This window comes from Bradyrhizobium sp. CIR48 (genome assembly GCF_014198315.1).
GTDB lineage: Bacteria > Pseudomonadota > Alphaproteobacteria > Rhizobiales > Xanthobacteraceae > Bradyrhizobium.
In genome coordinates this window covers 248,984-268,571 of sequence record NZ_JACIHG010000011.1, presented here as the reverse complement: position 1 = coordinate 268,571, position 19,588 = coordinate 248,984, and the positions used below count along the sequence as shown (strand labels likewise).

The following is a 19,588-nucleotide window of genomic DNA, read 5'->3' as shown; positions in this document are numbered from 1 at the left end:
TGGCGAGGGAAATCACGTCCCGCTATAGAGTCGATAAACGATCGTTATTGCCGACGCGATCCGCAGGTGCCATCACCAGGAACTCAACTGGCGCCAACTGCAGAGACTCCATTGCCGCCGTGGACCAATCGATGTTGCGCGTGCCGCTGCATTGACCTAGACCATCTTGATCATGACGCAGCTGCTACGGTCGACTTGTCGTGCACCATCCTCCCACACTCAGGTCTGGTAGCGGCACGATCCAAGTCCCCGGCCCGTCACTAAATCCGAGCTGACCGGCGAGCGCGTTACGTCGCTTTCCGTCTCATTTTTTTTGGTACGAAAACGTACAGTTGGACAGCTCGGTTGCTCAGAAAGTATTAGAACGTAGAATCTGATGTATGAAGTGCGCAACAGATTACTACGTCTACTTCCACCTGATGAACTCAAGCACGTTCTGTTGCTCTCGGAAGAGGTGCCGCTTGCGAAGCGGCAAGTTCTTCATCGCTACGGCGTTCGCATGCAACACGTCTATTTCATTGAGAGTGGTCTTGTGTCGGTCGGTGCCAAGGTGGGGCCGCAAGAGTTCGTTGAGGTGTGGCTGATCGGGTCAGAAGGGCTGGCGGGAATACATCTCGCGTTGACGGCAAAAACGCAGCCGATGCACCGTCGAATGGTACAGGTGGCCGGCGCGGCTAATCGACTCACGGTGGATCGCTTTCAGGAGGCGATTGCTCGTCTGCCGACTTTCCGCAGCGTGGTGCATGCCTACATCGCTTCCGTGCTCATTCAGACCGCTCAATCAGGGGCATGTAATACGTCCCATCAACTACAGCAGCGCCTTGCGCGATGGCTCCTGATCGCTCGCAATGCCCTGGGATCTGACGAGATCCCTCTTACGCACCAAGTGCTTGCTCAGCTTCTCGGAGTGCGTCGTGCAGGCGTTACGGACTGTCTTCTTCAATTCAGGGAGGATGGGCTTATCGAAATGATGCGTGGCTGCCTCGTCGTCCGCGACGCTTTTCGGCTGGCGCAGATCTCCTGCCATTGCTGGAGCTTGATCGAGCGCGAGAACCAGCGACAACTGCTGAATATTGGCGCTCCGAATGGCGAATCGTTGGTGCATGGGAATCGATAGTTATCTGCTATGCCAAGCCAGAAATGGCTGGTTGCCAAGGTTTGTTGCAGTTGGCCCCCATCTCTTCGATCTGCTTGTTCAAGCGAATCCGCCACAACTGATCTCGAGGACCCCGTCATTAACTTCGCGTGCGGAGACGAGACGAGTTAGGTATCCTTCAGTTTCTCCAACATTCGTCAGGGCTGGTAGACGAGAGGCGCATTTGTGTCCCTTTTGTAGGACTACGCTGTCCGAAGTGGCAAGGCAGGCGCACGACCCGGCGGTACCCGACCGCACGGGAATTAGGAGCACGGGAATGGAAGAACAAGAAGCTTTGCGTGTGATGCGGGTCCTCATCGACCATGGGGGCGGACCGGATATCGATATCGCTGACGCTATGGCACAGGCGTGGCTCACAGAGGCAGGTCTCAACGATTACGAATCTGAGCGCGGAATTGGGTTTGCCGGCGATCACAGATGGATAGTTCTGAGTGGGTGGGGGAGATTTCGGATCACCCAGGCCGGACTTATCGCTGCTAGAGGATCCATGATCGGTCCGAAGTCAAAATTGAAGTCGATCTAATGTGTGTAATCAGGGCAGCTTGTGGCTGTCTCCCAATCTGCGCAGTGCACCCGCGAAGCAACATCTCAATGGACCGGTCGTGGAATGCCGCCAAATTTTAGGGACTGAAGGCTACCAGCGAAGCTGCGCCGAAGAAGAAGGGGTCAATAATTCGAAACGGATTAACCGACATCTGTCGGCCAGCGCATGGTAGCTGCCCAATCCCGCAGACCTGTGCAGCATGTCGCGCGCCACAGTCGCGCGGCAATTCAAGTGAAATCATGGAAGCTCGTTGAACGCTTTATGAACCGAGATCCGGGCACCCGCCGCAAACGGATGAGCGGAGGGATAGCGTTGCTTGCTGCGCTATCTAGGAACCCCACGAGAGCCTTTGGTCTTTAGAAGTGTACCATCGCTTGTCAGTAACTTCAGATGCACGATGACAAGCTCCGGCCGCGTCATTGACATCCGGTGAGGTAGCTATTGTTAAACGTTGCCAGAAAACGAACTGGGGCGGATCCTGTATTTTCGAGGTACTGACCCATTGCGACGGAGATGCCGCTATCAGCCCTCGACTTTGATGGGGAGTTCAACTGCTGTGCCGATACGATCCCGAAGGCGTCACAACTGGCTCCTCAGGCGCGTTAAAAACTGAAGTCGTGAGTAGGATAGCGGCGGCGAGAAGCCAGTAGTACTGGGCATCTAGCTGAGCGAATTTAAAGGCAAACGGCACGATAGCAAATACAACGCCAACTGCACGATCGACCCAAAGGTGCAGCCAATAAGGAATGATGCGGACCAACCCGGTGGGATGGTCGGTCATGACGGCCAAGAGCAGCGCGACGACACCGACAACAACCGAAAGCCACATTGCGAACGGTCCGCTTTGGCCGAGCTTCAGCACGAAGGGCGCCGTGATTAGGACTAACGCGACGGGATAATCTATCAGATAGGCGTGGAAAGTTTTGGTGATGAAGCGAAATGACATCGACGACTCCTGCGCGATTGCTGGGGCCGGACCTTGCGACGCGGAGATTGCCTCCATCCAAGAGGACGATGGGGCCTCCGCATGGCGCCGGGCACTGTGCACAACGCCGCGAGTCCGGTTAGACGCACCGAAAGGTAAGCCGAAACGCCAAACACTAGAAATGGCGGATTGTTATCGTTTCCATTCCATTCGCGCCTCGCTATGGGCTAGCGAAATGGCGGCTGGTCTTGCTCGCCGTCGGAGATTTCGGATGTTCGCACGTAAGCGAGCGAGCAGGTTCCACAAGTGGCTGGTTCAGGCAAGCAGCACAAGCCCGCAGCGCTCTCTATGGAGGCGGCCCGACCTTATCGATTGTTTCGCGGTCGCTCTAAGCTTTTAGCATTTAGGAAGCTCAACGTTCCGCGGCGCTCCGAGCGGGTCCTTTCCGAGCCAGCTGCGGCTGAGTCAAACAGCGGCGCCTGAGACGAGTGGTGCGGCGGCGTAGCGCCGATCGTAACGCACGGTCGGCGTACGCATTCCGACGATCTCCTCGCCAACTGTTGGATGCACCGCCATGACCGACATAAAGTCTTTTATGGTTGCTCCGCTGCCTATGGCGATCGCGAGCACCTGGATCAACTCGCTGGCCTCGTGAGCGAAGATATGGATCCCGAGGATCCGGTCAGACTCGCTATCCACGACGACCTTCAGAAGAGAGGCCTCGCAATCCCCCGTTACGGCCGCCTTCAGCGGGCGGAAGCGGACCTTGTAGACGTCGACTGCGAGGTACTGAGCCTTGGCTTCCAGCTCCGTCAGACCAGCCGACACGGTGTTCGGCAAAAGGGCCTGGCAGGTCGACTACTCCAATATACCAACCGCGGTCTTCTCTAGCCCGGAGATCGGCACTGTTGGAACGCTTGGCCTTCGCGGATCGCGACGGGCGTTAAGTTGAATTGGTTCGACACGTCGCCCACAGCGTAGATATTCTCGATGTTCGTGCGCGAGTTAGCGTCTACGATGATTCCGCCGTCTGCCGCAGTCTTGACCCTGGCGCGGTCGAGTCCGAGCGAATTCGTGTTCGGAGCGCGCCCGAAGGCGAGCAGTACCTGGTCGGCCACCAGCCTCCCGCCCTGTTCGGTCGTAACGTCAATCCTTCCCGCGTCGTCGCCATCGCCGACGTCCCCGTCACGTCTCTTGAGGCGGCAGATGCTGTCGCAAAACATCAGCTTAATGCCACGATTCGTGTAGGACCCGGGTGGAAGAGCATGGCACGCCTCTGACGCCATCGGATCTTGCTCACCATATGATGATCGTCTGCCCTACCCATCTTTCACCGACGCTCTCGTTCCGCAAGGAAGGGCGAGTCGCGTCCGTCCGTGTGCAAAGTCAGTTGACAGTGACAATCAATGAAGGCGCTATCACCGGCGCGAAGGCCGGGCTGGGGATCGTCGCCTCAAGCCTCATCGGTGCGAAGGCTGAGTTGGAAAGTGGGGCGTCCGTCGTATTCTCGCCGATTGGGACTTCGGTTCGATGAAAATCAATGCATTGTTCGTGAACGGAAAGATCATTAAGCCCGCTGCGCGTGCGTTCACGGACTTTCTCATCAGGGAGCTTCGACGCTGAGCATTCCTAGTGGTTATGGATACGATACCTTTACCAGCGTGATCGCTGGATAAGATGATAAAGCGCACCGGCTGGGGTGGAGCGAATCTCAAACCAGTACGACGCGGTTATCAATCCACGCGCGTTCACGCTGGTTGAATCGACAGCTCGGACGATCTGGCGTCGCCTCAGTGCAGTTAATTGGGAATGACAAACGGCGCGGCGCGCCCCGGCGTCCCAGTTAGGAGCAGGGCCATCAAATCTGTAGAACCGGAAACTGATAGCATGGAGCCCACCGAGCATGAACTGCTCGCCGAACTGCGGCGGCTGCGTAGCTCATTGCGTTTTCGTCCGACTGACATGTGCGATCCGATGGAGTCGCTCTCACTCGTTCAACGTGTGGCGGACAAGGTCGCAGGCGTCATGGGCTCCTGGAAGTTTATCATCGTCCAGACCAGCCTCCTGATTGCGTGGGTCTCAATCAATCTTCTCGGCGCCGCGCGAAGTTGGGACCCGTTTCCATTCACGCTCTTGAATCTCGCTCTCTCGGTTCAAGCCAGCTATGCGGCGCCGATCATCATGATGAGCCAGAACAGGCAGCAAGATATCGATCGAAGAGCAGCAGAAAACGATTACCGGATTAACGTCAAAGCCGAACTAGAAATTGAGCTCCTGCACGAAAAGATAGATGAACTTCGAGCGAGAGAGGTCCTCAGATTGACCGAGGCCGTCAAATGTCTGACTGATCGACTCCTGCAAACGAAGCAGTCTCATCGAGCGGACTTGGTCGGGCCCGATGGACAAGACGTTTCCGCTCCCTAACCCGGATTTTACGAGGCGCAACCGATTTCCCGCAACGATGGTGGCCCAGCACGACTCCTCGTCCCACATCTGCATTTTTGGAACCTGCCAAGTGGGGTGAACGGGCCTCAACATGCCGTTCCGCGAATCAAACCTTTTAGTTAGTGCCGCCGCCGATGCCGCGCTGACGGCAGGGTGGGGCTCGCGGGGTAAGACGATATGGTGGCCGCCGCCGCCGCTTCAGTAATGCGCTCACTACAGCGGAAGGGCACGCTATGGCGCCACAGGGCCAGGCACCCAAGATCCCTGAAGTTGTCGTCGCCAATGATCCCGCCAATGCGGACGCGCTGGTTGGCCGTCTCGACGCATTTCAGTTTCGTATCGGCGGACCGGATGGCCTGGCCATATATCACCCGGTCCCAATCCTTACGACCTTCTTAGCGCAGCTCTTGCGGCGTGCACCGCCATGACCGTGTGTTTTGAGGCGCGGCGCAAGCAGCTTCCGCTGAAGAGGGTGGAAGTGGGTCGTGAGCTTTCATCACGGCGCCCAGGGTGAAAGAGATTCGTTTGTGCGCGTTCTGAAATTGGAGGGAGAACTCGACGTGCAACAGCGCGCACTTTTGCTGGGGCCGCTAATCTCTGCTCCGTAGGCCAAATTCTCGGCATTAGCGCGGACATTTGCACCTGTGGTGACGTCACAACTTCGAGCCGTAGCGCAATCACTCAGGCTAGCTATGAGGATGATCTTGCTGAACTTCAGATCCCGTATATCGATCCGGACTAAGCGTCTCTCGGCAGTCGATCACTGTAGGTGCCGTGCGGCAGCCTATCATCCAAGCAGTATGTCAGGTTCCGGACATCCAGCGCTGGGCATCGGAACGACTTACGCTTGACCTTGTTGATGAGCACGTCGGTCTGGCTCTTTGGATGGCGGCGCGAGACCAAGGTAAGCGCTGCACACTACGCGCGCCGACGTTGCGACCCAACCGAGCTCTTTGCCGCCGTCGGATTCGCGCGCGACTGGCTCACTGAGCTCGGCGCTGGCCAGCTCGGGAATCCGGAAAGGGTGTCCGATACCCTGAGTCGCAAGTTCGTCCTCGGCCTCCAGGGCGAGCTTCGAGAAGAGCCGCCACCTGACCCAGCGATGCTCGGGGACATCGACTATGCAGAAAGGCAGTAGTCTGCGGCGTCCTATCTCGTGTCCCTGACAGAAACAAGGCGCACTATGTGCGGCAAGGTTTCGACGTCGGATGCCGTCATGGGTCGACCGAGTGGATGCTGCCGATTCCGGCGACTTTCGTGACGGATCGTCGAGGACGCCTTCGTCGAACCTGACTTTACGTTCCGCCAAGAACCAGCCGACGTCCTGAACAAGGTCCGTGAAGCTTCCGGGCCTCAGGTCGAGGCTGCCTCCGCATCTGACGAATGATATCGGTCGGAGAAAATCAACACTCTCTGTGCACTAAGAGTCGCCTTCATCATGAGGAGCGGACGTTATTGACACTCGTTGATCCTTGCGCGCCGCGTCGGTGGCATCAAATCCATAACCAAAGGTCATTGGTTCATCGAGCTTCGTCGCAATAGCTTCGTTCGTATGCAAAGGAATGCGGAAGATGACGGCCCCATCGCACACGAGTGGGTGGAGGATAAAGACAATCGTTCCGACGTACCAGGCGGGGGAACGGCGGGCCAGAGACAACCAGATCCGCCGACCGCGTCCTATCAGACCCGCCGGGGCAAGCTGGGAAACTCACATTGCCCTCGAATGAGATGTCGAACAGCCTCATCGCCGCAGCATTGCCAGCACGCATAGGAACCGCCATGACCAGAACGATTATGACCAATGGAATCCCAATGACTAACGCCGTCATCGACTGTATCTTGAGCCGAAGTGCGGCCAAGTATTACGACCCCGCCGCCACTTTGAGCGACGAAGAAGTCCGTGAGCTTGTGCGGATCGGCACCACTGCGCCGACATCCTTCCATTTGCAGAATTGGCGCTTCATCGCCGTGCGCACACTGGAAGCCAAAGCGCGACTGAGTCCGATCGCCTGGAGTCAACCGGCGATCACCGAGGCGGCCGTAACCTTCATCGTCTGCGGCCAACTGGCCGACTCGGGCGTAATACCTGATCGTCTGGCACCTCTGGTGAAAGCCGGCATCATGCCTGCAGAGATGGTGCCAGAATGGGAGATCCCCGCACGCGATCTGTACATGGAGTACCCGCAGCGCCAGCGCGACGAAGCTGTACGCACCGGCACCTTCGGCGCGGCGGCGATGATCTATGCGGCCCGTTCGCTAGGGCTGGGTTCGACGCCGATGATCGGTTTCGACGCTGACGCAGTGCACCGCGAGTTCGGGCTGAGCAAGGACGAAATACCAGTCATGCTGTTGTCCGTGGGGCCGGAGCGCCCGGGAAATTGGCCGCAGAAGCCGCGCCGCCCGGTGAGCGATGTGCTGGAACTCGTGTGATATGAATTCGGAGACTACGATGCCAAGAACTGCAGCTCTGAAGCCGGAACAGGTACCTGCCGATTGCAAACAGACTCTTGATGCGTTTGCCAAGACCATCGGGTTCACCCCAAATATGATGGTGACCTTCGCGCAAAGCCCGATCGCGTTCAACGCCTGGGCCACCCTGCTCGGAGCCTTGAGCAAGGCGCTCGACGTGAAGACACGGGACAGCATCGGCCTCGCTGTCTCTGAAGTGAACGGCTGCAACTACTGCCTAGCCGTTCATAGCTTTACGGCCGAGCATATGGCCAAGCTTCCGGCCGATGAAATAGCTCTTGCTCGGAAGGGGCACGCCATTGATCCGAGGCGGGACGCTGCCGTCCAGTTTGCGCGCAAGGTCATTGAGACACGAGGCCATGTCAGTGATGCCGATCTGAAAGCGGTCCGCGACGCCGGCTATACGGACGCGAACGTCATAGAGATTGTCGCGCTCGTGGCCATGTACTCTCTGACGAACTTTTTCAATAACGTGTTCGACCCTGAGAAGGACTTTCCCGCCGTCACGCCGGCCGGCTCCCTCTGAACGCGATCCTGTCGCATTTACCATCTCGAGAGGCGTTTGGGGCTGCATGTGATCCAAGCAGGCTGGTCTTAAGCCGCGAGACGCAAACGAGTTTGCAACGGGCTGTGGCTTCGAAACGTTGGAGCCGAGCCGTCGTTTGAGACCACGTCGTCTTCCGGTATGAATCGCGACGCGTTCACGTCTCTCACTTTCACACACCGTTATTTCAGTCGAAGGTGGTCGTTCGCTACAATCTTTATGGACCGACTGATGGGAACGTGTTTCGGTTGCAAGCCACCCACTAAAATGATCGCGCAGGACTAGGGCTGTACCCTCACCATCCTAGGCATGGCTCTGTACGCACTTGAGGGCTCGTCAGTCGTGTCCGGGGGGTAGAGGCTCCTAAGGAACGACCTGGTGAAGCCAACGCTCCATTCAGGACCTGATTGGCAACAAGTCGTCGGAGAGCGGCGGGTAAGCGTCGAGAGGCATGTCGAAGCCTAATCCACAATCCACTTTGCTCGGGCTCCAGGACGAGCAATGTCAGGCGGGGATGGTCTCGCCGCCCTTGGCCTCTGAGAAATACTGAGGCGCCTCACGACGGTCGTACTTCCCATAGTCGCGTACAATCCGTACTCTCCGAACCCTTGCGCTGTCATCCAGCACGGAAGTGTCTTCGTACGCCTACGCTGCAGCCGCGTTCTTCCAAGACATGAGCAGAATCAGATCGCCGGGCGTGAAAGCATCGAAAATGTCCGAGGACGTGCTTTCGGCGGCCCATGGATTCAGGCCGAGCCGCTCGGCGCATTCGTAGGCGTTGTTGGTCCGCTTCCATTCCACGGGGCGAGGCGCGTTAATCAGAGTGACCGTCGTTCCCCTCGCCGACTTCGGTCTCATCGAGCCTTTGCTCGGAGAGGGCGTACCCCGGCGGCACTTGATTGTCAGCAGTGATCTGGCCGATGCGCAGGTGGTAGTCAGCAAGGATTTCGTCGCGGCCCTTCTGCTGAACCTCATGATGGGCCTGCAGGTGCGCCAGCGCACGAGCGACTTCTCATCCCGCCAGTTCGAGAGTGAAAGGATCTCCCTGGCGGGTCAAGCTACGGTAGCGGACGTTGTCGACGAAGCCATCGACCTGCTCAGGCTGGGGACGCAGTATCTTAGCGTTGTGGAGATAGTCATCCCAGTTCTCTCTATTTGGCAGCGTCTCGAAAATCACTGAAAACATGTCGTATCTCGCTCCTTCAGTGCCGCCGCGTAATCGATCTCGATGTCGAGTGCCCCGGCCATGAGCGCACTCGCAATTCTAGCAGTGTCCTAACCTGTACGCTCTCGACTACACCCTGACGACCGCGCCCTCCGCGCTCGCAAGCGACGTTCTATACTCGCGTCAACACTTTTGGCGATTGTCGAGAGTTCCGCTCGGGCTACTCGTCGATAAGGAAGAGCTGCGCCGACATGGTCCTCGACACCAGCGCCGCCGCGCGTCTTGCAGACGATCTATGGCAGACGTCAACCACGTCCCGCCGGCCTCCACAGCGGGCCGGCCTATGGCTGAAGACGCCAATGCCGACTGGAAATCATCTTCCCACCCACTCACAATTCAGCTTCGTCGTAGGAAGCCGATGTCTCTACTCGTACCACACCTTTGACCTTTCGCGCGCTGCATCGATGGCATCGATTCCATAGCTACAGGTCATTGGACCACCGAGTTTCACATCGTATTTTCGATCCTCTGCGAAAATATTCGATCATGATGACATACCACACTCGAAGAGGTGGACGATGAAAGCGATTATAGTGACCGACCAGGTCGCGGGAACGGCCGGAATGAAGCTGGGAGAGCGGTCCGAGCCGCAGGCCGCGATAAACGACGTTGTCGTTGAGGTTCATGCGTCAGGATTCGTTGGGACTGAGCTGGCCTGGCCCTCGACCTGGACTGATCGCCGAGACCAGGACCGGACGCCGTCGGTCCCCGGGCACGAGTTGGCCGGAGTGGTCACCGCCGTCGGCTATGGCACGACAGGGCTGTCGCTCGGGCAGCGAGTGTTCGGCCTCGCCGACTGGTATCGCGATGGTACCTTGGCGGAGTACGTCGCGGTCGAGGCACGCAATCTCGCGCCGCTGCCGGGCGACGTGGACTTCACGGTTGGCGCGAGCTTGCCGATCTCGGGCCTGACTGCATGGCAGGGACTGTTCGATCACGGTCGCCTCAGGACAGGCCAGAGCGTCCTCGCGCACGGCGCCGCCGGCGCAGTCGGTTCGATGGTGACCCAGCTCGCACGCCAGGCCGGCGCCTACGTCATCGGAACCGGACGCGCCGCGGATCGTCAGAAGGCGCTCGACTTCGGCGCGCAGGAGTTCGTCGACCTCGAGAACGACGCCTTGGAAGACGTCGGCGACGTCGATCTGGTATTCGATCTTATTGGTGGAGACATTGGAAAGCGGTCCGCGCGCCTGGTTAGAGCCGGAGGGACGCTGGTGTCCATTGTCGGGCCGAGCGAGACACGGCCCGACAACGTCTTGATAATCGACTTTGTAGTCGAGTCCGATCGCGTCCAACTAGGTGAGATCGTCCAGCGGGTGCGAGATGGACGGCTGCGGACGAACATCGGTATCGTCTCGCCGCTCCACGACGCGGTGGCCGCCTTTAGCCAGACCAAGCGGATCAACGGGAAGAAAATCATCCGCGTTCGTCCGTGAACGGCACGTGCCTATCGATGCACGTGGCCGACCGGCATTGCCCAGTTCAGGCTGCCTTCTTCGATGAAGTGAAAGCACGTGGGCCGTTCGGTCGCGCTACGCGGATTGGCTTACTTGCGTCGGTCGAACGGATCGGGCCTAGATCGCATGCCCTTGAGCTTATAGCGCCGAGGGAATGAGAAACGACATTCGCGAACCGGAACGGGACGTTGATAGTGGGAGTCGGAAGATCGTCTCGAAAGCGACCAATAGTTTCCGCGCGAGTCGATCAATGCGCAATGTCTTAGAGACAGAGCAAGTCGACCAGCTAGTGCCATGACAGGCTCTCGCGGATTACTGTGCGCTCATTGTCGGTCGCGGAACTAATAAAATGTGGTATGGTGTTACGTCATGCCGTCCGGGGTGCAGCTGCGGCCTTAGTGGCTGCGTCGCGTTCTCGAAAGGAGCGATTGTAGAGCTGAAAACCGTCCTTACCCCCTAGGGTCTACCCGCGGCCAATCGAGCATCCAAGAACATGCTCCGACTTACATACTGTTGGTAACCACCGACATTAGTCTTGATGGGATGCCGCCCCGTCGAATGGCCCCCAGCCGCTCTGAACGGAATTCACCACTTGGTCAGTCCGGTAGTTCAGAAAGTCGCTATCGACAACCACTTGATCATCAGCCAACCGCCAATCGCGTAAGCGTTGTAAGCTACGTCCCGATGAAGCGAACAGCTCGGTGTCGGGCAAGGCGCCGCCGCGCAGGATGTAGGCGCTAGCCATCTCGGCCGACCCGCGCCGCCTCTCTTTCTTTGATTGAGGACATATAAACCGTATCGATTGTAGTCTCGGCGGCTACGATCTATTCCGCCGTCGATCGGCGTGACGTACCTATTTTGGGCAAATTTGGAAGGGGATGCCGCGTTAGAATCCAATCGAACGACACGATAGCCCGCGTGTCGAGGTCGGCTACCAATGCAGTGCCGACCTCGATCGCGCTGAGAACTGAAGTCGTCAGCAAGACCGCAGCCGCGAGAACCCAGCAGTACCAGACGTAAGGCCCACCAAAATGGACAGCAGACGGGGCAGTGACGGAAATCGCGTCCAATGCGCTATCCAGCCACAGATGCAGCCAGGAGCGAATCATCCGGACGAGCCCCGTCGTGTGGTCCACGAAACCCGGCGGCAGCAGCGCCGGCGCGCGGGTCACGGCGGAAAGCCAGAGCGCGACAGGACTGTTCTTGCCAAAGTTCAACCGGAACGGCGCGACCATCAAGACGATGGCTACAGGATAGTCGATTAGGTAGGTGTGGATGGACTTTGTGGCGTTGCAAAGGGGCAAAGGCAAATCCTGCATGCTGGGCTGCTCGATCGAGTTATTGGGACATCGAGAGTAGAGGCGGCGCAAACCAGACCAGCCGCGTTGTGATTGGGCGACCCGTGCTGCCACGAAGTATCGATGAGGTGCATGAGGACAGTATTCTTGTTCGCGCGCAGTTAGAAATGCAGTATCGTTATCGTTTTCATTCTCTCTGGCGGTGGCGCGTCTATAGCTTTCAGACGCGAACGGTCCGAACGAGAGTTCAATCATCTCTGATGATGCGGACAGCGGCCACGCTCCTGGGCGACCCTCTACGACGTTGAGACGCAACAGGGGGTTCCATGCCTGGTAAGATTCCAGCGGATCGCTAGGAAGCCTGAGCCTAATGGAGAAAAATGCACATTCGAATGGCGCCACCTTCGACAGGTCCTGCCGCAACCGGCTCGTACTTGATGCGACTGATTGCCATGCGAGCATGGTTTTCTGTGTAGGCGAGCCCTACGCGACCAGAGTGACTTTCATAGCAGGCAAGCCAGACTTGATCTTCCTCTCGCGCTGCGGGTCTGCCGAAGCGGCGGGGCAGCGGATCCAGTCGGGACTTCTCTGCTCTCTAGCGGAGGGCCGCTCCCGAGGATTGCAGACAGAGTTGCCCTCATTCTGAGGAGCGGCCCGAAGATCTCGAATGCCTCCGCCAGATCAAGCTCGTTTCTCGAGAGTAGTCACCGCCGCTCGACTGAGTGAGATTGCGGGAGTTCTCGTGCTTCCCGATCTTCATTCCGAATTATCCGAGGATCTCGTGAGCGATCGACTCGGAGCCGTGACTCAAACAGGGAGCTTGCACCTTGTGCGTCAGGCTCCCGAATGTTGTCGTTGTTCGAGGCAGGCGCAGATGCGTTGCGGATTGTGTCCAGCACACTCGTCCAATCGCGAGCACGAGCAATTTTGATAAAGGCGTCAAGCGCTGGCGAATACCGCCTTCCCGCCACGGCCAAGAGCTGCACCTCGCGCCGGACGGGATCGCCCTCAATCGGAATACCGGCGAGCGATGGCAGCCTGGGAGCGTGCTCGGGGGCTAGGATCGCTCCAAAACCGGCGGATGCCATTTGCTGAAGATGCCTTTCCTGATCGCTGCTGTGCACAATTTTTGGACCTTGATTGTCAACAAGACAAGCCCGCACCAATCTACTTGCGACATCGCATCCTACCCTTTCGAGAAACGTCAACTCGTGCAAGTCTTGTAGCGGGATGACGGATTTCCTCGCCATTACATGTTCCCGAGGGAGGACGAGCATGTACCGCTCTTCGAACAGCGGCCAGCGATCGATACGCTCAGGCAGCTCCACAGCGTCGCCGACGAGTACCGCATTGATTTCGCCATCCAAGAGCATCGCAACGAGCCGGTTGGCATCGGCTTCGCGCAGATCGAAACGTAGGTCAGGGATGGTCGTGGTGAGCTCCGAGAGCAATTCCGTAATGAGTGCGGCGGAGATTGACGGCGACAGTCCTATTTTGAGCCTGGCGATTGTCTTCTTTTGATAGCTTCGCGCCTGAAGCCGTACCGCCTCCGCGGCCGCAAATACTTGCTCGAGCGTGGGCAAAACCATCTTGCCCAACTCGGTGAGTTGGGTGAAACGACGTTCACGGTGAATCAACGCTCCGCCGAGCTCTTCCTCCAGCTTGTGAACCGCCTTTGTCAGTGCCGGCTGAGTCACATTGCATTGCTTTGCCGCTTGCGTAAAATTGAGCGTCTTTGCGAGGGCCAAGAAGTACCGCACCTGATGAAACTGCAGATGCATGCTCACACCCGAGAGATTTGCGATGGTCCGGACCATTTCAGCCCGTTGCCATGGGAAGCAGGGGCGATGGCAAAAGGATTGGTCGTGGAGTTTCTGACGAAATGGGAATTATGCATCGACCCGGAGTTCTCGATATCCGCCTTGCGAAAAGTTCTCTTGCCAACGCTCTTTACTGCTAGCGCTGCGGACGATGACATCAGCCCAATTCGAGGGTCCGGCAAAAACCTTGGATCATGAACCCTGCATTGCCTCGATCCGATCTCGATGTGCTGATGGCGACCATGGATGTCGGCGTCATGGGCACAGCGTTTAGTACCCCTCACGGTCACATCGGCCCCGGTGGGCAATGCAGTTGGCGCAGGGAATATGGTTCGCATCCTGGTTATCCGTGAGGCTCCTGTCTTGATGTCTCGCCAGAGATAGAGCAGATTGAGCGCGACGGTAAGCTCAGTTCTTGTTACGGCGTTATCATTCTTGCGGCTTTATCGAGTGAGTAGTTCTGCTTCGTCACTGGCGTGACCGAAAGCTCCGTGGTCTCGATCACCTGTCAATCTATGTTGGCTTAAAAGACAGCCGTGTCCTAGAAGTCAGAGTAGATTGCACAAGTCGCCTTTGGTTGATTGATTGGCAGCTGCCATTTTGAATTAAAAATTAAAGCGCGCTTGCGATCTTGGGGGCGCCAGCTGTCATTGCATCAAGGCGACACAACGGGCGAACTCAATAACAGGGTGCAGCTCTGTCACGGCGGCGACGGGCACGTGCTTGAAATCGGAAAGTCGAAAGACACCAAGAGTCTTGCGTTCCGATAGATAGTCGCTTCGCTGTTGGCTCGCTGCAGGATATTCGATTCACGCGGCTCGATTTGACTGTGCGGGCAACGTGAATCGAAAAGTTGCTCCCCGAGGTTCGGCGGCCGTCGCCCACAGTTGTCCCCCGTGCGCTTCGATGATGGTGCGGCAGATCGACAGACCCATCCCCAAGCCGCCGGGCTTTGTCGTATTGAAGGCGTCAAAGACGCGCTCAAGATCCGCTGAGCTCAGGCCTGGACCTGAATCCCGCACCTCGACAAGAACGCCATCCGGCTCGCTCTTATCGGTGGTGATCACCAATTCTCGCGCCCCTTCACAGATCGAGCTCAAGGCTTCGATCGCGTTGATGATCAGGTTCATAATCACTTGTTGCACCTGCACCCGATCTCCTTGAATGAGCGGCAAGCCGTCCACGAGGTGTGACTGCACCACAATGCCATTCTTCTCGACTTCGCCACGGGTCAGGGCGATGACCTCGAGGATTGCTCCGTTGATGTCCACGTCTTCTTTCCGGAGAGGTGCTTTTTTGAAAAGCGCGCGCATTCGGCCGACGACCTCGCTGACGCGATTGCCGTTTGCAAAGATCCGGTTGAGAGCCTGACGAGCCTTCTCCAGATCTGCCGGTTCTTTGCTTAGCCAGTGCAACGCCGCTGAGGCATTGTTGAGCGTCGCGCCGATCGGCTGGTTGACTTCATGGGCAATCGAAGCAGAGAGCTGCCCCATTGTTGCGACTCGATTCGCGTGCACGAGCTCCATCTGCACCTCGCTGTAGCGCCGCTCGCTTTCGCGAATTTCCTCCTCTGCCCGCTTGCGCTGCGTTAAGTCGACCACGAAGGCAACGCCCTGGTCGTGTCGCCCGCCGAACGTCGCTGCCCCGACTAGCACCGGCACGCGGCTGCCGTTTTTCAGGAAGTACTCCTTCTCATAGGGTTGCACGGTTCCGGTCGCCTCCAGCTCGGCCACGCGTCGGTCGTCGGCATCGCGCCATTCGATGGGCGTCAGATCCCGCCAGCGCAGTCGACCGGAGACGAGATCGTCGCGGTCGTATCCGACGATGCGAAGAAAAGCTTCGTTGGCATCGATGATCCTATCGTCACGATCCCAGACGAAGATGCCGATGATGTTGGCATCCACTAGCCGTCGGATCCTGGCCTCTCGCTCGGCTAGCTCGCTGTACAGGCTGGCATTCTCTATTGAGATAGCCGCCTGGGAAGCGAGCAGTGTGAGGACCACCATTCGAGCAGGAGTAAACACGTTAGTCGCAAAGTTGTTCTCCAAGTACAGCATTCCGATCAACCTGGTCTGCTTAAGTATCGGGAGGCAGAGCACTGACCGCGAGCGATGGTCGCGAATATAGGCATCCGCTGAAAACGAGCTCTGACTGGACGCATCGTGCAGGAGAACGCTTTCTTTTGCCCGAAGGACGTAGTGAAACACAGACTCCGGTAGATCAGCGGCCGTGACGCGTGCCTGTTTCAGGACCACGTTCACGTTGTCACCGCTGGTTATGGCTTCTGCTTCAATTTGATATTTGTCGTCTCGCGAAAGTATCAAGAGACCTCGATCGGCGCCCGCGTGTTCGATTGCCGAACTCATGAGCGTGTTGATTAACTTCTCGAAGACAATCTCGCCTGACACTGCTTCCGACACTCTGAGTACGGTAGTCAAGTCGAGCTGCTCGCTGGGTGTCACTATCGTCGCCGCGGAATCCGGGATCGACTTGTCCACGTTGAGGTGCGGATAAAGCTCCTCAAGTTGGCGGACCTTTCCGTCGGCTCCCCAGCGCAGGTAGCAGGCCCGCGCAGCCCGCAAATAGGTCGCCGCGATCTTCTCGTAACCGCGCTCCGCGTAGAAGCAGCCGGCAATCTCGTTGGCAATTGCCTGGTTGTGCACGAATCCGTGTTTGTGAGCCTCGTGGATGGCCTTGTCGTACAGCTCCTGAGCGTTCTGCACCCGGCCCTCAAGGCGCGCGATTTCGGCGCCGACCAACGCGGCGCGATCTTCGAAGGTTTCGGGATTGGCCTCGGTCCACATTTGGAGCTCCCGGTAGTGGTCCAGCACAGAATCGAAATGCCTCGGTCTCTCCTCCGGTGTGGCGTGATCACAGACCGCCGCATGCGCCAGCGCGCCATAGAGCCGATACTCCGCTGACTCGAACATTGCCGCTGACGTCCAAAGCAGCGGTTCGGCGTGTAGCGAGGCGTCAACCGCCGACGCAAGGTCTCCGGCGAAAAAGTGCGCCTGCAGCTTTCGCGTCCAGTAATAGAACTCGGCGAGCACCAAGTCGGGGCTCTTGGCTAAGCGGCGTTCGGTATCGATTTCACTGTATCGCTCGTGATCCAGGCATCCGAAAGTTGCAGTCAGCCCGCGCAAGGTGAGGATCAAACCGAGTTGTGCTTCGCAGCGCTCGATGGCCAGGCCGAAACGCGCCCGCCTAGCGGATGCCAGGCCGTTCTCGCATTCCTTTTGCACTTCGGCGAGTGGATCCCCGGCGGCGAGGCAAACCGTGACAGTGAGCAACTCGCACTCGGCTGTCAAATACTCGATCGAGAAGATGAGCTGGTGATTACGTTTCCAAGTCTCTTCTTCAAGAAGGGCTCTGCCGGCTCTGAGATACTTGAGCGCCGAGTCGTATGCTGTCGAGAGCTTCGCGCGCCGGCCGGCGATCAGATTAAGTTCCGCGACGCGCTCGCGATCCTCGACTAAGGTGATGAGATGGGAGCCCCGGTTGAGTTGATTGACGATCTCAAATATTGCCTCCTCACGTTTTTCAGCGGGCGTGTGCTCGGCGAGTAGCATTCCGATGCGCAGGTGAGCCTCGGCACGCAGCTCCTTCGGAATCAGCGAGTAGGCGGCTTCCTGCACGCGGTCGTGCAGAAAACGGTAGGAATTGTCCGCACGGAAGATGAGGCCCGATCGCACGGCTTCCCAGAGATGGTCGTGGATGTCCTCGACCGAGCGCTGATACCCAATCCGCAGCATCTCGAACTCTGCACTGTTGCCCATGCAGGCGAACTGCTGGAGTACCTTCTGGGTCTCTGGCGGAAGGCGCTTCAACTTCTCGACCATCAGCTCTACAACATTGTCCGTGAAGCCTTTGTCACGAATGCGGAGCAGGTCCCATACCCAACGGCGCTCGCGATAATCGAATTTCAGTAGGCGATCGTCCGACAGAGTAGAAATGAACTGGATTGCGAAGAACGGGTTGCCCGAGGTCTTTTCGTGGATCAAGTCCGCCAGTGGGGCGCCACGCTCCGGTTGGCAGTGAAGGGAGTCCACAATCAGTTTGCCTAGATCATCGCGACTGAGTGGTGTGAGAACGATGTCCTGCACTGCCGCTCCGGCCTGACGGATCGCTTCCAGCTTACGCAGGAGCGGGTGGGTGGCATTGACCTCGTTGTTCCGGTACGCACCAATGAGGAGCAAGTGCTGCAAATCGTTGCGGGTCAACAGGTCTTCAAGGAGGTCGAGTGTGGCGACATCTAGCCACTGCATGTCATCGAGGAAGAGCGCGAGCGGATGTTCGGGTCGCGCAAATACGCCGATGAACCGTCGAAATACGATCTGAAAACGTCTCTGCGCTTCCTGCGGCGGCAATTCGGGCACTGGCGGCGGTTCGCCAATGACATGCCTCAATTCCGGGACCAGATCGACGAGGAGCAGTCCGTTGGGACCCAGCGCCTCACGAAGTGCGTCCTGCCATTTGCGCAGGTCTTCCTCGTTCTGGCTGAGGAGCCGCCGGACGAGGCTCTGAAACGCCTGGGCCAACGAGGCATGCGGAATGTCGCGCTTGTACTGGTCGGACTTGCCTGATGCAAACAAGCCGCGTGGCGGCACGAGTGGTTTGTGGAGCTCATTGACGACTGCGGATTTGCCGATGCCGGAATATCCGGAGACCAGCACCAGTTCTACACGGCCACCACGTACGATGCGGTCGAAGGCGGCCAGCAGAGCGTCAACCTCGCGGTCCCTCCCGTACAGCTTCTCGGGGATCATAAGGCGATCTGGGGTGTCGTGAGCGCCAGGGGTGAAGTCATCGATCCGCCCCTGGGACTCCCATTGGGAGAGGCAGCGCCGAAGATCGCTCTCAACTCCCGCCGCTGTCTGATACCTCTCCTCCGCCGTCTTGGAGAGCAACTTCATCGTGATCGCGGAGACGGAGGTCGGTACGGTTCCTACGCGCTCGCTGGGTGCGGCTGGTTGTTTCGCGATGTGACAGTGCACCCATTCCATCGGGTGGGAGGCCGCGAATGGAAGACTCCCGGTCAGCATCTCGTAAAAGGTCACCCCAAGCGAGTAAAGGTCGCTCCGAGAATCGACCGAACGGTTCATTCGTCCCGTCTGCTCGGGTGCCATGTAGGCGAGCGTTCCCGCGATGAACTCTGGAGGTTCGGGCGACTGGCGCTCGCGCGTAAGTTTGGAGGCAATCCCGAATCCCGTGAGCCACGCGTTGCCGGTGTCGTCGACGAGGACATTCGCAGGCTTGATATCCTTATGTATGAAGCCCTGCTGATGGACTTGCCCGAGTGTTCTTGCCAACCCAATGGCGGTTCTAAGGAAACGAGTCAGGTCGAGCGGTTGCCCCTGGTCACGCTCAAGAATCCGATCCAGCGGCTGACCGCCAGGGTCCTTGAGTAAGAGGATCATACGCCCTTCGTGACGAGCAATGGCCAGAGGCTTGGCAGCCCACGCGGGATCGAGTTCGGCTCCGAGCGAGTATTCGTGCATGAGCCGCCTGATGCTTTGAGGCGACGGCTGTTCGAAGAGTGCGATCGCTAGGACCGGCGAGGGGGCGTCGTGCTTTCGGCCGCGGTAAAGGGTAAAGTCTGCGCTTTCCCGCAGGGGCGCCAGCACGTACCCCGAGAGCCCCGGCATAGGTGACATTCTTGTTGCCACAGCATCACCAGTTCAGCAAGCTGCCTAACCTTCACGCAG

Annotated in this window: 17 protein-coding genes; 10 read left to right on the top strand and 7 right to left on the bottom strand. The window is 58.2% G+C overall.

Going from position 1 to position 19,588, the window contains the following annotated elements; translation table 11 throughout:
* Positions 1-376 precede the first annotated feature (376 nt).
* The gene (locus GGD66_RS30910; RefSeq protein WP_183260125.1) at positions 377-1,117 is read left to right on the top strand and encodes a Crp/Fnr family transcriptional regulator; all 741 of its coding nucleotides are present in this window, start codon (positions 377-379) and stop codon (positions 1,115-1,117) included.
* Between the two features lie 295 nt (positions 1,118-1,412).
* Positions 1,413-1,679 carry a hypothetical protein gene (locus tag GGD66_RS30905; protein WP_183260123.1) on the top strand — a complete coding sequence of 89 codons (267 nt, stop codon included), beginning with the start codon at positions 1,413-1,415 and terminating at the stop codon, positions 1,677-1,679.
* 568 nt (positions 1,680-2,247) lie between these two features.
* Here GGD66_RS30905 and GGD66_RS30900 read toward each other — a convergent pair.
* From GGD66_RS30900 to GGD66_RS30890, 3 genes are all read right to left on the bottom strand, one after another.
* A complete protein-coding gene (locus tag GGD66_RS30900) occupies positions 2,248-2,646 on the bottom strand; it encodes a hypothetical protein (RefSeq protein ID WP_183260121.1) in 399 nt (132 codons plus the stop codon).
* A 444-nt stretch (positions 2,647-3,090) separates the two neighbouring features.
* Positions 3,091-3,453 (bottom strand): hypothetical protein, encoded by a 363-nt coding sequence (locus GGD66_RS30895; protein ID WP_312014204.1) that lies wholly within the window; start codon positions 3,451-3,453, stop codon positions 3,091-3,093.
* Positions 3,454-3,512: 59 nt separating this feature from the next.
* On the bottom strand, positions 3,513-3,848 hold the full coding sequence (locus GGD66_RS30890) for an FAD-dependent oxidoreductase (protein ID WP_183260118.1): 336 nt from the start codon (positions 3,846-3,848) through the stop codon (positions 3,513-3,515).
* Positions 3,849-3,880: 32 nt separating this feature from the next.
* On the opposite strand from GGD66_RS30890, the gene GGD66_RS42465 reads away from it, so the two are divergent.
* The 8 genes from GGD66_RS42465 to GGD66_RS30855 all read left to right on the top strand — a co-directional run bounded on the left by GGD66_RS42465 (position 3,881) and on the right by GGD66_RS30855 (position 10,744).
* Positions 3,881-4,159 carry a LysR substrate-binding domain-containing protein gene (locus tag GGD66_RS42465; RefSeq protein WP_409362387.1) on the top strand — a complete coding sequence of 93 codons (279 nt, stop codon included), beginning with the start codon at positions 3,881-3,883 and terminating at the stop codon, positions 4,157-4,159.
* A 353-nt stretch (positions 4,160-4,512) separates the two neighbouring features.
* Positions 4,513-5,049 carry a DUF1003 domain-containing protein gene (locus GGD66_RS30885; protein ID WP_183260116.1) on the top strand — a complete coding sequence of 179 codons (537 nt, stop codon included), beginning with the start codon at positions 4,513-4,515 and terminating at the stop codon, positions 5,047-5,049.
* A 346-nt stretch (positions 5,050-5,395) separates the two neighbouring features.
* Positions 5,396-5,584 (top strand): OsmC family protein, encoded by a 189-nt coding sequence (locus GGD66_RS41690; RefSeq protein WP_183260299.1) that lies wholly within the window; start codon positions 5,396-5,398, stop codon positions 5,582-5,584.
* 333 nt (positions 5,585-5,917) lie between these two features.
* Positions 5,918-6,208, top strand: coding sequence for a hypothetical protein (locus GGD66_RS30875; protein ID WP_183260114.1), 291 nt, complete (start codon positions 5,918-5,920; stop codon positions 6,206-6,208).
* 641 nt (positions 6,209-6,849) lie between these two features.
* A complete protein-coding gene (locus GGD66_RS30870; protein ID WP_246789039.1) occupies positions 6,850-7,500 on the top strand; it encodes a nitroreductase family protein in 651 nt (216 codons plus the stop codon).
* Between the two features lie 19 nt (positions 7,501-7,519).
* A complete protein-coding gene (locus tag GGD66_RS30865) occupies positions 7,520-8,065 on the top strand; it encodes a carboxymuconolactone decarboxylase family protein (protein WP_183260113.1) in 546 nt (181 codons plus the stop codon).
* A gap of 841 nt (positions 8,066-8,906) precedes the next feature.
* Positions 8,907-9,263, top strand: a complete 357-nt coding sequence (locus GGD66_RS30860) for a hypothetical protein (RefSeq protein ID WP_183260110.1) — start codon at positions 8,907-8,909, stop codon at positions 9,261-9,263.
* Positions 9,264-9,826: 563 nt separating this feature from the next.
* Positions 9,827-10,744, top strand: coding sequence for an NADP-dependent oxidoreductase (locus tag GGD66_RS30855; protein ID WP_183260109.1), 918 nt, complete (start codon positions 9,827-9,829; stop codon positions 10,742-10,744).
* A gap of 550 nt (positions 10,745-11,294) precedes the next feature.
* Here GGD66_RS30855 and GGD66_RS30850 read toward each other — a convergent pair.
* From GGD66_RS30850 to GGD66_RS30835, 4 genes are all read right to left on the bottom strand, one after another.
* Positions 11,295-11,510: a hypothetical protein gene (locus GGD66_RS30850; protein WP_183260107.1), complete on the bottom strand. Its 216-nt coding sequence runs from the start codon at positions 11,508-11,510 to the stop codon at positions 11,295-11,297.
* Between the two features lie 79 nt (positions 11,511-11,589).
* A complete protein-coding gene (locus GGD66_RS30845; protein WP_183260105.1) occupies positions 11,590-12,318 on the bottom strand; it encodes a hypothetical protein in 729 nt (242 codons plus the stop codon).
* 449 nt (positions 12,319-12,767) lie between these two features.
* The gene (locus GGD66_RS30840) at positions 12,768-13,844 is read right to left on the bottom strand and encodes a LysR family transcriptional regulator (protein ID WP_183260102.1); all 1,077 of its coding nucleotides are present in this window, start codon (positions 13,842-13,844) and stop codon (positions 12,768-12,770) included.
* A gap of 848 nt (positions 13,845-14,692) precedes the next feature.
* Positions 14,693-19,528: an AAA family ATPase gene (locus GGD66_RS30835; protein ID WP_183260100.1), complete on the bottom strand. Its 4,836-nt coding sequence runs from the start codon at positions 19,526-19,528 to the stop codon at positions 14,693-14,695.
* Positions 19,529-19,588 lie beyond the last annotated feature (60 nt).

Excerpts from the sequence above, each read along its gene's own strand:
- GGD66_RS30910 (WP_183260125.1), top strand. The coding sequence starts at position 377 with ATGTATGAAGTGCGCAACAGATTACTACGTCTACTTCCACCTGATGAA.
- GGD66_RS30905 (WP_183260123.1), top strand. The coding sequence starts at position 1,413 with ATGGAAGAACAAGAAGCTTTGCGTGTGATGCGGGTCCTCATCGACCAT.
- GGD66_RS30900 (WP_183260121.1), bottom strand. The coding sequence starts at position 2,646 with ATGTCATTTCGCTTCATCACCAAAACTTTCCACGCCTATCTGATAGAT.
- GGD66_RS30890 (WP_183260118.1), bottom strand. The coding sequence starts at position 3,848 with ATGTTTTGCGACAGCATCTGCCGCCTCAAGAGACGTGACGGGGACGTC.
- GGD66_RS30885 (WP_183260116.1), top strand. The coding sequence starts at position 4,513 with ATGGAGCCCACCGAGCATGAACTGCTCGCCGAACTGCGGCGGCTGCGT.
- GGD66_RS30870 (WP_246789039.1), top strand. The coding sequence starts at position 6,850 with ATGACCAGAACGATTATGACCAATGGAATCCCAATGACTAACGCCGTC.
- GGD66_RS30865 (WP_183260113.1), top strand. The coding sequence starts at position 7,520 with ATGCCAAGAACTGCAGCTCTGAAGCCGGAACAGGTACCTGCCGATTGC.
- GGD66_RS30855 (WP_183260109.1), top strand. The coding sequence starts at position 9,827 with ATGAAAGCGATTATAGTGACCGACCAGGTCGCGGGAACGGCCGGAATG.
- GGD66_RS30850 (WP_183260107.1), bottom strand. The coding sequence starts at position 11,510 with ATGGCTAGCGCCTACATCCTGCGCGGCGGCGCCTTGCCCGACACCGAG.
- GGD66_RS30845 (WP_183260105.1), bottom strand. The coding sequence starts at position 12,318 with ATGATTGAACTCTCGTTCGGACCGTTCGCGTCTGAAAGCTATAGACGC.
- GGD66_RS30840 (WP_183260102.1), bottom strand. The coding sequence starts at position 13,844 with ATGCATCTGCAGTTTCATCAGGTGCGGTACTTCTTGGCCCTCGCAAAG.
- GGD66_RS30835 (WP_183260100.1), bottom strand. The coding sequence starts at position 19,528 with ATGCCGGGGCTCTCGGGGTACGTGCTGGCGCCCCTGCGGGAAAGCGCA.